The organism is Emticicia sp. (genome assembly GCF_049241225.1).
In the GTDB taxonomy this organism is placed as follows: Bacteria; Bacteroidota; Bacteroidia; order Cytophagales; family Spirosomataceae; genus Emticicia.
Genome location: NZ_JBMLRC010000390.1, coordinates 9235 through 20505, shown reverse-complemented (window position 1 = coordinate 20505; position 11271 = coordinate 9235). Strand labels below are relative to the sequence as shown.

The following is an 11271-nucleotide window of genomic DNA, read 5'->3' as shown; positions in this document are numbered from 1 at the left end:
TTCATCTCAAACTCGATACAGGAATGCACCGTTTGGGTTTTGAAGCACAAGACGTTGAACAACTAATTGAGCTATTGAAGCAAAACCCGAAAATTAAAGTTGCTTCCATTTTTAGTCATTTGGTTGGGGCTGACGAGAGCGAACACAATGCGTTCTCGAAAACTCAAATCGAACGATTTGAGCAAATGTCGAAACAAATCATTGATGCTTTAGATGGCCAAAAACCATTGCGACACATCTGTAATTCGGCAGGAATTATTCGTTTCCCAGAGGCAAAGTTTGATATGGTTCGCCTCGGCATCGGCTTATATGGCGTGGAAGTAACAGGCACTGAGCAGAAAGAATTACAGACCGTCGGGACATTGAAAACGGTAATTTCTCAGATAAAATACCTAAAAGCTGGTGAAACCGTTGGTTACAGCCGAAAGGGCGTGTTAGAAAAAGACTCCAAAATAGCCACCATTGCCATTGGTTACGCCGATGGTTTCGACCGTGGGTTTAGTAAAGGCGTAGGTAAAGTTTTGGTCAATGGCGTGGCTTGTCCAGTTGTAGGTAATGTGTGTATGGACATGACAATGATTGATGTAAGCGAAGCTGATTGCAATGAAGGTGATGAAGTAATAATTTTCGGTAAAGATTTATCTATCAAAGATTTAGCTGCTTCGATTGGCACAATTTCGTACGAAATCCTGACCGGCGTAAGCGAGCGAGTGAAGCGAGTTTTTTATAAAGAATAATAAACAAAATTGGCACACCTCAATAAAGTGTGCCAATTTTGTTTCTGATATATTTAGAGTTTGTCTAAAGCCGACAAAACGTCTTTTTCAGTATAAGCCTTTAAATCAATTTCAACTGTCTGTTGTTTTTCAACTTTTATATCCTTAAAATAAGCAAATATCTCACCCTCTTTGGTTTGTGCCAATGCCACAATTTTTACTTCTTCACCGACAGGTACTTCAAGTGATTTACCATTGAACACCCGAATAACTGAATTGATGTTAGGAAAAAGCATAAATATTATTATGTTTTCCAAACCTAATTTGGGCGAGACAAAATTCACATTGGTTTTTTCTCCTGTGTAATTATAAAACTTATCACAGTTAATCCAGCCAAAACGTTGAGGGAATAATTCATAAGTGCCTCTTCCTGCAAATATTGGTTGGACTTTCCTGATTGTATCATTTCTTATTGTATCTCTCGGTGCTTCTGCCCAAGTGAAATTATCTTGATTATCCATCGCTCCATAAAACAACCACATATTTTCATCAGGGTTCTTGGCAGGAACCGAAATAATTGGTGGATTTCGAGAGTTTATATTAAGGTTTGCTCCGTTTTTACTCACATTCAAATAAATTGCTCCTCCAGTAACCAACATTCTATCGAAAGAAACCGTTGGTTTTTGGTGCAGAAGCATGTCTTTCAGGGTATATAATTCAATAATTTCAATGTCGAAAGGGTATGTAACCGCACCGTTTTGCTGATTTCGCACATTCCATTCGTAAAGCCATATTTTTGTGCCTTTTTTGGTGATAATTGGTAGCTCATTACTATTATTCACTCTAATTTTTTCGGCTTTACTGGCAAGTTTTTCAAGTATAGGCAGATTTCGGGTATTTTCAAAAACTTTATCTTTAAAAGGGTTTACTTCTTCGGTTACAGCTTCAACCTCCACAGGAATAAGGCGGTCTTTTGAGCATGAATACATCGAAATTACAAAGATTCCGAGTATGGCTATCTTCAAAAATAAGTGTGATTTCATAATGAAGTAGGTCGATTAGTGGATAACTGGACAGCTATTTTTCTTTTTTAATTTTATAAAACCTGGGTAAATCAATAAACCTGCTTCGGTATAGGCTTCGTCCCAGAGGAAATTATATTTTATTTCGGCAAAAAATCTTGTAATGTGTGAGCCAAACGAAGTTCCGAGACCTATTTTGGGTAGTATATTCTTCTCTTTGGCTTGGCTATTGATACTATTGATATAATTGAACCACTGATTATATTCGGCTCCTGCGGTTATATACAGATTTGGTTTTTGTGGCTCAACTCTACTTCTTTGATAAGATATATTTTTGGTAGAAGTAATTAATAAAAGATGTACGTTCAGCCCAGCGTAAAGTTCATGTATTTGATTGAATTTGGGAGCGTATTTTACATCAGGCGTAAGCGTGATTCGGTTGGTGACTGGAATTTGTGAACGTATGCCCACGCCAATGGTATTTAGTGGGAAGTTGTACATCAATGAAGCCCCAAACGAAACCTTATCTTGTGCGTAAATAGTTGTTGATAGAAGTAAAATTAAGCTAATTAGTGTAGTTTTTTTTAGCACAATTAAGTGTGTGTTTAATGTTTAATGAATTAACAGCTATACAAAAATAAAACAATATTCTTATTGCATCAAAAAACTTCATTGTTTTGATAATCAATTAAATAGTAAAACTGTTTTTATTTTATTCGAGAAAACCGCTTTTTGAAAATAATAAACACTACATTTACCCGATTTTAGAATACCATCCCTAAACTCCACCAAATGTATGGCAAAAAGCCAAGATGCGAAGAAAGCTGTAAAAAAAGAGCCTTTAAAAACAGCCAAAGAGAAAAAAGAAGAGAAGCGTGAGAAGAAAGCCAAACGAGATTAGAACGAAATTAGAATTGAGTATTTATACTTAAAAATCTCCTAAGTTTTTTGTTTTGTATTAATTTCGATTATAATTTTGAAATGTCTTTACAAGAGGGCACTGAACAAAAATTATTCGAAAAAAAATGAAAAATAAATTTAACGCCTTGGTGGTGTTATCGGCTTTGGCGATAACTACCACGAGCTTCGCACAAACGAAAGCTCCAAATTCGGCTAATTATAAGCAGCAAAATCAGCTTTTGGGACGTAAACAAACGGCTACGGCTCCTGCTCAAGTGCAGTTAAATAACGATTACTCGACAAATCCGTTGGCTAATCACCGTAATTATAAGGCACAAGGCACTGCCGAAACACAGTCTAAAACGGTTGTAGTTGCCGTCAATAACAATGATAGCCACTCAAACTATAAGCAAAAAAACCTTTTGACAAGAAACGGTCGTGATGTACGTTATAAAAAAATGAACAAAGCAGATTCAACACTGATTGTTGCCGAATAAAATAGACAAAAAACAAAAAGAGTAGCCTTGAAAGCTACTCTTTTTGTTTGATTATGAAGCAGTTACAGAGGTTTCGTACTGCCCGACTGCCCGAAGATTTCTTCTGATAATTTCTCATCTAAATCATAAATGTCTTTTCTGAAATTTAGCTGACCCGAACTACTCACCCAAGTCGTAAAATAGACAATATAAACAGGAACCGTCGGCTTGACTTTAATGATGTTTTCTTTGTCGGTTTCGAGTACTTTATCTACTTTTTCGCTGCTCCAATTTGCATTGTTTCGGAGTAAATACAGAGCCAGTTTTCGAGGTTCGGCAAGCCTGATACAACCATGACTAAACGCACGAGCCGATTCATTGAACAAGCCTTTCGATGGGGTATCGTGCAAATAAATGCTATAGCTATTCGGGAACAAAAACTTCATTTTGCCCAATGAGTTTTTATTGCCAGGTTTTTGTCGGAAATTAAATGGTGGAATACTTTTGGCATATTTCGACCAGTTGACGCTCGAAGGGTCTATTACTTTATTTCCCGACAACACCTCCATATTATTTCTGCTCAGGTATGAAGTGCCTCTTTGAAGTTTGGGCATGATTTCATTACGAATAATACTCGTAGGAATATTCCAGTAAGGGTTCAGTACAACCATCGACAAATCGCCTCTGAAAATACTCGTCTTTGAGGCTTCTTTTCCAACCACCACATTCATATCCCAAGCCAGTTTTTTGTTTTCAAAAACATGTAGCCTAAATTCAGGGATATTTACCAGCAAGTAATCATTTTCTAACTCAACAGGAGCCCAGCGGAGGCGTTCCATGTTTATCATCATCTGTCTGATTCGAGCTTCGATTGGCACATTCAAAGCTGCCAAAGTTGCGGTACTGACTTTCCCGTTTTCGGTCAAGCCCATACGTTTCTGAAAACGCTTCACGGCACTGGCCAGCGAATCGGTAAAGAGCATCGTTGTATCTTTTTCTTTCCAGTCGCCTGTAATCAGAAAATAGTTTTTTAGATTCAAGACCGAAGAATCTCTATCGCCCAAAGCAAGCACTTTTTTAGAAGTAATGATTTTCGGGAAACCACCTTTTTTCTGAATCTCTCGGTACTGACGAAGTTTCTCTTTGAGTGCGATATAATACTGATTAACAGGCTCTTGTACTCTATCGGCTTGCTTGCTTGATACCAGCGAATCAAGCAGAGTTTGGTAGTTTTTCTTCTTGCGAGGGATAAACCACTCAAGGTCAATGGGGTCTTTGGTCGTGCCGCCGTAGGCTCGGTGAGCAAACTTAAAGAAGGTAGTTGTGAGCAACAGTTCCAGATTATGCATGCGGTCTTTGTGCTTCAAAAACTCTTTTTCGTTGTATTGAGCATCGGCCAATAAACTATCTAAAACATCACTATTGAGGGTGCTATCGGCAAAATCATTGCTATAATTTTGAAGTTGACTATAAAAGTCGGGTGCGGCGTGCGATAGCCCATTTTTATTTAGCCACGCAAACTGAAAATTTCGGCGGGAATAAAATGCCGAAACCTCATTTTTTATCGAATCTGTGCTGGTATAAGTTTTGAAGAAATTGGAGATTTCGAGGCTATCAACCTTCAAATCAGTGAAGTTTTCGTTCGAATAGACACTTTCATCGGCCAAAACTACTTTCTTTTTAGATTTGTCTTTGCAGCCTGTAAGGGCATTGATTAAAAACAATGCAATCATAAGCGAGGAAATACCTCGAAAAAAGACTGACTTTCTAAGCGTGTATATAGAGTAAACTGCCATTAGCGAGTACAGGAACTACCTGCGGGATTAGTTCGTTTGGCACGGCTGGACACCCATGACTGCGACCAAGCCTACCAAATTGATGAATAAATGATTGACTAACGTAAGCAGCACCATGAATAATAATTTCTCGACGACGGGCATTATCATTAAGGCCTTTTTGCAAGCCTTCCAACAAAAGAGCATCTCCATGTTTCGGACTTTTAATCGGACTTCCGACCATATAAAAACCCAAACTACTTTGGTGCGATTCCATTTTATTAGAGAACGAACGAGCTATATTTTCGCCTGATTTCTGACCATGAGCTACTAAAGATGAAATTAACAATTTTTTCTGCGAAATATCAATCACAAAAAGTCGTTCCACGCTCGATGGTAGAGAAAAATCCACAATTGTTATGATTGGTTTAGAGGGACGAAACTTTTCAAAGCCTTTAACAGACTCTTTAAATGCTTCAAATTTTACTTTTCCAGTCAAGCTACACTCATTGTATAACTGGCGAATCGTATCAGTTTCGCAAGCAATTTGGGGTTTTGAAACTGTATTTTCTTGTGGCTTGGCTACACAAAGATTAAGCAAGAAGTATAGAAAATGAAAACTCGTAAACATATTAATTATAGTTTATAGACCATACTTTTATAAACACCATTTAGCAAGAAAATATTGCAGTAAATAAGATTTTTCTAAGAATATACTTTTTGTATAAAGTACCAAATACTGATTGTTATCATACTTTTATGTGCAGTTTGGCATATAATAATGAATAGATTGAGGGTAGTTTTGTGAAAAATCAGAAAGACATGAAACGAATCGTAGTTGTAATATTTTTAGCCGTATTGAGCTTTAGCTGTACCCGAAACCTGCACATCGAACGAGAGCCAAACATTGCTATCGAGCAATACCGAACTTATGGCTGGAATAAACTCGAATCTACCAAGGCATCTCATCCACTTTATAGTTCGGTTGAGTTGAACCAAATACTTGTACGAGAAATTGATAAAAACTTAGCCAAAAAAGGTTTTCGTAGAAATATTGCCACACCCGAATTTTTAGTTGATTTTCATATTTATGTAGAAGAACAAAAATTTCAGAATTTGGTGTGTGGAGCTGGGTTTTATAGAGGCGAACGATATTTGCCCGATTTGAGCCAACGTACTTACTGCGAAAGCCCCGAAATTGTGAACTATGATGACGGAACCCTAATCATTGATATTGTAGACGCTCAAACAGGGCAATTAGTTTGGCGTGGAACTGCGGGCGAAATCATAGACAATCCTGCTTATGCTACCGAAATTTTTAGGAAGAAAGTAAAACGGATTTTAAAGAAATTTCCTTCTCAAAAAGCAGAAAACACTACCAAACAAAAGACTGATTTAGAAAATGTGATTTCTGGTTTGCCAAGAAAATAGAACGCAGATTTTTAAGATTATTATGATACTTTATGATGTTTTCAAGCATCAAATCATTTTTTATCATAAAAATCATAATCATCAGCGTTCTATGTTTTTATATTTAAGAAACTCTAAAAAACGGCATTCCCATCAAAGCCTGAATCATTGTGAAGCACACATACGCCAAATAAATGACCGAAAACACCCAAATAGCTTTAGTAGCGGTGGCAGACTCATATTTTTCTGAAACCCAGTACCCAAAAATCGGAATGATTTGAAGGGCGTGAATACCAAAGAAGTGAGCTACTCGTAAATCGCCAAACATTGTACTCCAATTGATGAGTGGCAGGCCTTGTCCACCATCATTTGCCCCGACCGTATGCCCGTTTACGCCGCTGATATAGCCACCAAAAAAGCTAAAGATTACGAAGTAAATCAAGCCAATTTGAATACTCAAAACCAATGGTGCGGAAATCGTATAGGTTTTTTGGCGAATAAAAGTAATGGCAATTCGTAAGGTTTGAACGGTTAAGACTACAATGAAAATACCCATTAAAGCATACAAAATTCCACCATAAATGCTTGAATTATTGAAGTGAGAAAGCTGCCCTCTGAATGCTTGCGAAATAATAGCAAACTGCTCAAATCCCATAGCTATTATGGCCACCCACGCATACTTTTTTACCTTACTTTGGTCATTAACATAGAATAAAAGTAAGGCCATTGTCCAAGCGTAAATCCAGATACTGAGGGCAAATTTTATGGGTTTTATCATCGAATTGATGCCCAAAACTACTTCTTTATTAAAAAAAGAGTAAAAAAAAAGAAGGGTAGCCGCAATTAGATTGACTGTTCCTAAGCTGGCAAGTAATTTATTCCTTCGATATATTTCATGAATGAGCGTCATTTTTAGATACAGATTTGATGGTTTTTATGATGAAAAAAATCAGGTAGCCCATAGGCCCAAACATGAATGTAAAAGGTAGTGCGAGCGTAGCCCACCAACGAGAAATCTGTAGTTCTTTTGCCTTTCGGACAATGTATGCTCCCACAAATAAATCGAAAGCTAAGTAGTGAAACCAACCTGCTGCTACGGCATTATCATTCTGAAATAATGCTTTTACACTGGCAAGTGAATTAAAACTATCGGCTTTAAAATCGCCAATATCTTTTAGAATCAAAAAAGTATAAATGACCGCAAACAGGAGAATAAAACCATTCAAGATGATACGCTGCGTGTGTTTCCAGTTTGGGGCAATTATTAGCAATAGCCAACCAAAGATGATAAAAGAATTACCAAATTGAAAAATTGAAGAAGCGTTCATGTTAGTCGATTAGTTTGATTGAAAATGTTGTATTGTTGGCATTGAAAACAATTTTGCATTCCTCATAAGTTGGGGCCGAAAATTTTGGCTTAATATTTTGCGAAAAGGCAAAAGGTTCTTTCGGATAGCCTACCATATTAGTATCCAGTTTTTTATTACCGTTTGAATCTTGGTAAAGGGCTAAAGCATATTCGCCCGCTGGAATTCCAGTAAAAGTGAAGGTGACTTCACCGGTTTTGGTTGGTTTTACTTCTTTCGTAAAGGCCACGTCTTTTTCGTCAGCAAATTTGTTTTCCTTCTTATAAAAAGCAATTCTGATAATACCCGTGTTTTTTACGTTAGGAATTTTTAGGTTGAAAGTTTGTGCTTGACCTTCTGCAAAACCAAAGAAAAGGAGTGATGTGAACAAAAGAATTGATTTCATAATTTTGATTGTTTGATGTTTCTTGTGCAAAATACTGAAATCTAAAACTCTTTTAGCTGTCACATTTGTTACAAAAAATCAGAAAATTTATTTTCGACTAAGCATTTTTCGTATTCGGCTGAGTGATTGGCGTTCGATGCCAAGATAAGATGAAAGATAAGTGAGCGAAATACGATTGAAAAGCTCTGGACTTCGCTTGATAAAATTGAGGTAACGCTCTTCGGCTTTTTCAAATAAAAAACTCTCCAAGCGGGTTTGCTGAAGCACCAAAACTTCTTCGGTAACTAATCGACCGTAACGCTCGATATTTTTAAATTCATTATACCCATCTTGCATTTCAGAATAGGGTAAATTCACAACCACGCATGGTTCGAGGCACTGAAAATAGTATTTGCTGGGCTTTTGCCTCACAAAAGCTCCATAATCTGTAACATATTCTTTTTCTTTGGCGAACGAAATCGTAATTTCATTGCCTTTATCATCAATATAAAACGACCGCATGAGTCCACTTACCACATAGCCAATGGCGGTTTGAATTTGCCCTGCTTTCAGGTAATATTGCTTAGTTTTAAACTCTGAAACGGTCAGTCCTTTACTAATGTAGGCAAGTTCTTCATCAGTGATTTGATTACAAATTTGCTTGTAAGATTCCAGATAGATGCTGATGGGTGTTTCCAATTTTGGGACATAAATTTTTAATAAAGATACAAAAAAACTTTGTGATTCTTGATTTATCCAATGACAGCTTAAACGCATTAAAATCCAAGCCTGAAAGGCTTTTAGTAGATTAAATTAAGGGCAACGCCCTTGGAAAACAGAAAATAGCAACCGCATTAAGCCCTGAAAAGGCTAAATAGTGGCGAAATAGTGATGATTTTTAAATCAGATTTATCTTTAACGTGTTTTTGTGAAGGTAAATTTACTTACGCAGCATGATGCCTTTGCAGGGAAGAGAAGCAGTATTATGCTCATTTTTGATGCGTTTAACCTAATCAAATCACTGGAAATTTCTACGAAATCATTTTAATCTTAGCCTATTCTTGGACTATATTTGTAAAAAAACTTATTCAACCTTGAAAAAACTCACAATCTCTCTTCTTTTCTTTGCTTGCGTAGCTTTTCGCAGCGAAGACTTTAAACCTTACACTGAGCATATTCCTGGCCTGCAACATGGCTTAGATATGCAGCCAATTCCTGCAGGCGAATTTATGATGGGAAGCCCCGAGTCTGAAAAAGACCGCAAACCCGACGAAGGCCCACAACATAAAGTGAAAATTGATGCTTTTTGGATGGCCAAATACGAAACTTCGTGGGAAATGTACGAAGCGTATTTCAATAAAGAATTGGAAGTAAAAGACGAAAAAAACACGGCTGAAGTAGCTACTCGTGTAAGCACAGTGGCACGCCCAACGCAGCCTTACGTCGAAATGTCGTTTGGACAAGGCAAAGAAAGTGGTTTTCCGGTTTGTAACGTAACGCAGTTTGCTGCTCGCTCATTTTGTAAATGGCTGTATGCAAAAACGGGACATTTTTATAGGTTGCCAACTGAAGCTGAGTGGGAATATGCCGCTCGTGCTGGCTCAACGACAACGTTTTATTTTGGAGATGATGCCTCAAAAATGAAAGAATATGCGTGGTATTTTGAAAATTCTGATGGAGCTTACAAGAAATCTGGCCAACTAAAACCCAACGCTTGGGGGCTTTATGATATGTACGGAAATGTGGCCGAGTGGACTTCTGACCTTTATGTAGCTGATTTTTATAGCAAGCCAGAGGCGGCAAATAATCCTTATATCAAACCATCGAATCATTATCCGCACGTGATTCGTGGCGGGCATTGGGACGATGATGCTGATAAACTCCGTAGTGCATCTCGCCGAACTTCAACACCCGAATTGAAACAACGTGACCCCCAAATTCCGAAATCTGATTGGTGGTTGACCGATGCACCATTTTTAGGTTTTAGAGTAGTGAGACCAGTAAAACAGCCTTCAAAAGAAGAAATTGAAGCTTATTTTGCTCGCCCTCCAAAAGATATTCCTTGATAGATTTCAAGTGGTGGCACGCTTGGCGTGCCACCTCTTATTTTATTGTCGTTTCAAAATCAAAGCACTGATTAACGAAACCACCAAACCTACTGGCAGAATTTCCATATAAGTCAAGAATATTACGCCCAATGGTTTTTTGTACATTTCTTTGTACGTTTCCATTTCGGCAGTTTGTGCCTTAATTTCTGCGTTACTTGCTCCATTTGCCTTAGCAGTTTCGATTGCCTGAGTGCAAAACTTTTCCATGAAATCAGGAATGAAAAAATAATAGTCAACCAACCACGTAACTACATACATCGTTGAAGCAATAAGAGCAATCAAAAAGCCGATTTGGAATGCTTTACCAAACGTAATTACTCCAGCATTTTCTTTATCTCTAAAATTCTTCACGCCCACAAATACAAGCGAAAATGCTAAAATCATGGCAGAATAACCCACCACCATACTGCCATTGAAATTGTTGTAAGCATAGCAGTAAGCCATTGAACAAAGCAGAAAAACCGAAACGATAAGCCCCGAAATGAGGCCATTGGTAAGTATGATTTTTTTCATGTTGTTTGATATTGTTTGATTTGGTTTAGGCCACAAATCTGAGAATTTTAGTATGTTTTTGACTCATACTTTTGAGTGATTTTTACGCAGAATAGCTTTTTCATACTAAAGTACTAAGCCAATTATGCAATCAAACTCAATCTTTTGGCCTTTTCAATAGCTTGCGTACGGCGTTTTACGTCCATTTTTTCAAATACTTTAGAGGTGTGAGTTTTGATAGTATTAAGCGAAACAAAAAGCCTTTCGGCAATTTCTTGGTTGCTTAGTCCATCGGCCATTAGTTGCAAAACTTCGAGTTCACGCTTGCTTATTCCAAGCTCATTCATTACTTCTTCGTTGATGATAAACTCGGTAGTTTTCGTAACAATTTCTTTTTCAATAATTTGAGTTTCTACTTTGGGTTTTGTCAATTTTAGTGCAAGCCAGACTCCTAAACCAGTAAAAAGGAGAGCAATAAGACCAACGTAAATCTCGAATGTATGATTAATGATAACGAATCGTAGTTCAATCCATTTTAGAAAGAAAAGCAGAAAGGCCAACGAAATTCCGTAAAGAATCGTATCTCTATTTTTATTGATAAAATTCAAAATCATTTTTGGTTAAAAAAGAAATGGCACAAA

The 11271-nt window shown here is 37.3% G+C and carries 14 protein-coding genes; 4 read left to right on the top strand and 10 right to left on the bottom strand.

Annotation, left to right across the window (positions count from 1 at the left end; translation table 11 throughout):
• Positions 1-737, top strand: a 737-nt coding sequence (gene alr, locus ACOVO2_RS20370; RefSeq protein ID WP_421771746.1) for an alanine racemase, incomplete at its 5' end; no start/stop codon positions are given.
• A 53-nt stretch (positions 738-790) separates the two neighbouring features.
• On the opposite strand, the gene ACOVO2_RS20365 is transcribed toward alr, so the two are convergent.
• Both ACOVO2_RS20365 and ACOVO2_RS20360 read right to left on the bottom strand, forming a co-directional pair.
• Positions 791-1759 carry a hypothetical protein gene (locus ACOVO2_RS20365; protein ID WP_421771745.1) on the bottom strand — a complete coding sequence of 323 codons (969 nt, stop codon included), beginning with the start codon at positions 1757-1759 and terminating at the stop codon, positions 791-793.
• A 15-nt stretch (positions 1760-1774) separates the two neighbouring features.
• Positions 1775-2329, bottom strand: coding sequence for a hypothetical protein (locus ACOVO2_RS20360; RefSeq protein WP_421771744.1), 555 nt, complete (start codon positions 2327-2329; stop codon positions 1775-1777).
• A gap of 434 nt (positions 2330-2763) precedes the next feature.
• On the opposite strand from ACOVO2_RS20360, the gene ACOVO2_RS20355 reads away from it, so the two are divergent.
• A complete protein-coding gene (locus ACOVO2_RS20355; protein WP_421771743.1) occupies positions 2764-3135 on the top strand; it encodes a hypothetical protein in 372 nt (123 codons plus the stop codon).
• Between the two features lie 62 nt (positions 3136-3197).
• On the opposite strand, the gene ACOVO2_RS20350 is transcribed toward ACOVO2_RS20355, so the two are convergent.
• Positions 3198-4847, bottom strand: coding sequence for a L,D-transpeptidase family protein (locus tag ACOVO2_RS20350; protein ID WP_421771742.1), 1650 nt, complete (start codon positions 4845-4847; stop codon positions 3198-3200).
• Positions 4848-4881: 34 nt separating this feature from the next.
• Positions 4882-5520: a murein L,D-transpeptidase catalytic domain family protein gene (locus ACOVO2_RS20345; RefSeq protein WP_421771741.1), complete on the bottom strand. Its 639-nt coding sequence runs from the start codon at positions 5518-5520 to the stop codon at positions 4882-4884.
• Positions 5521-5711: 191 nt separating this feature from the next.
• Here ACOVO2_RS20345 and ACOVO2_RS20340 point away from each other — a divergent pair, with 191 nt between their 5' ends.
• On the top strand, positions 5712-6320 hold the full coding sequence (locus tag ACOVO2_RS20340) for a DUF4136 domain-containing protein (RefSeq protein ID WP_421771740.1): 609 nt from the start codon (positions 5712-5714) through the stop codon (positions 6318-6320).
• Positions 6321-6423: 103 nt separating this feature from the next.
• On the opposite strand, the gene ACOVO2_RS20335 is transcribed toward ACOVO2_RS20340, so the two are convergent.
• From ACOVO2_RS20335 to ACOVO2_RS20320, 4 genes are all read right to left on the bottom strand, one after another.
• A complete protein-coding gene (locus ACOVO2_RS20335; protein WP_421771739.1) occupies positions 6424-7209 on the bottom strand; it encodes a hypothetical protein in 786 nt (261 codons plus the stop codon).
• Positions 7193-7627, bottom strand: a complete 435-nt coding sequence (locus tag ACOVO2_RS20330; RefSeq protein ID WP_421771738.1) for an ABA4-like family protein — start codon at positions 7625-7627, stop codon at positions 7193-7195. The genes ACOVO2_RS20335 and ACOVO2_RS20330 overlap by 17 nt, the downstream gene beginning before the upstream one ends.
• Position 7628: 1 nt before the next feature.
• Positions 7629-8051, bottom strand: a complete 423-nt coding sequence (locus ACOVO2_RS20325; RefSeq protein WP_421771737.1) for a DUF2141 domain-containing protein — start codon at positions 8049-8051, stop codon at positions 7629-7631.
• An 87-nt stretch (positions 8052-8138) separates the two neighbouring features.
• A complete protein-coding gene (locus ACOVO2_RS20320) occupies positions 8139-8729 on the bottom strand; it encodes a Crp/Fnr family transcriptional regulator (protein ID WP_421771736.1) in 591 nt (196 codons plus the stop codon).
• 395 nt (positions 8730-9124) lie between these two features.
• Between ACOVO2_RS20320 and ACOVO2_RS20315 the strand changes: the two genes are divergently transcribed.
• On the top strand, positions 9125-10096 hold the full coding sequence (locus tag ACOVO2_RS20315; protein WP_421771735.1) for a formylglycine-generating enzyme family protein: 972 nt from the start codon (positions 9125-9127) through the stop codon (positions 10094-10096).
• A 42-nt stretch (positions 10097-10138) separates the two neighbouring features.
• Here the strand turns inward: ACOVO2_RS20315 and ACOVO2_RS20310 are convergent, their stop codons facing one another.
• Together ACOVO2_RS20310 and ACOVO2_RS20305 are read right to left on the bottom strand one after the other, a co-directional pair.
• The gene (locus ACOVO2_RS20310) at positions 10139-10651 is read right to left on the bottom strand and encodes a DUF4199 domain-containing protein (protein ID WP_421771734.1); all 513 of its coding nucleotides are present in this window, start codon (positions 10649-10651) and stop codon (positions 10139-10141) included.
• Between the two features lie 122 nt (positions 10652-10773).
• On the bottom strand, positions 10774-11244 hold the full coding sequence (locus tag ACOVO2_RS20305; protein WP_421771733.1) for a response regulator transcription factor: 471 nt from the start codon (positions 11242-11244) through the stop codon (positions 10774-10776).
• Positions 11245-11271 lie beyond the last annotated feature (27 nt).

What these genes read in the sequence shown, in the direction of transcription:
- ACOVO2_RS20365 (WP_421771745.1), bottom strand. Translation starts at nt 1,759, where the DNA reads ATGAAATCACACTTATTTTTGAAGATAGCCATACTCGGAATCTTTGTA.
- ACOVO2_RS20355 (WP_421771743.1), top strand. Translation starts at nt 2,764, where the DNA reads ATGAAAAATAAATTTAACGCCTTGGTGGTGTTATCGGCTTTGGCGATA.
- ACOVO2_RS20350 (WP_421771742.1), bottom strand. Translation starts at nt 4,847, where the DNA reads ATGATTGCATTGTTTTTAATCAATGCCCTTACAGGCTGCAAAGACAAA.
- ACOVO2_RS20345 (WP_421771741.1), bottom strand. Translation starts at nt 5,520, where the DNA reads ATGTTTACGAGTTTTCATTTTCTATACTTCTTGCTTAATCTTTGTGTA.
- ACOVO2_RS20340 (WP_421771740.1), top strand. Translation starts at nt 5,712, where the DNA reads ATGAAACGAATCGTAGTTGTAATATTTTTAGCCGTATTGAGCTTTAGC.
- ACOVO2_RS20335 (WP_421771739.1), bottom strand. Translation starts at nt 7,209, where the DNA reads ATGACGCTCATTCATGAAATATATCGAAGGAATAAATTACTTGCCAGC.
- ACOVO2_RS20330 (WP_421771738.1), bottom strand. Translation starts at nt 7,627, where the DNA reads ATGAACGCTTCTTCAATTTTTCAATTTGGTAATTCTTTTATCATCTTT.
- ACOVO2_RS20325 (WP_421771737.1), bottom strand. Translation starts at nt 8,051, where the DNA reads ATGAAATCAATTCTTTTGTTCACATCACTCCTTTTCTTTGGTTTTGCA.
- ACOVO2_RS20310 (WP_421771734.1), bottom strand. Translation starts at nt 10,651, where the DNA reads ATGAAAAAAATCATACTTACCAATGGCCTCATTTCGGGGCTTATCGTT.
- ACOVO2_RS20305 (WP_421771733.1), bottom strand. Translation starts at nt 11,244, where the DNA reads ATGATTTTGAATTTTATCAATAAAAATAGAGATACGATTCTTTACGGA.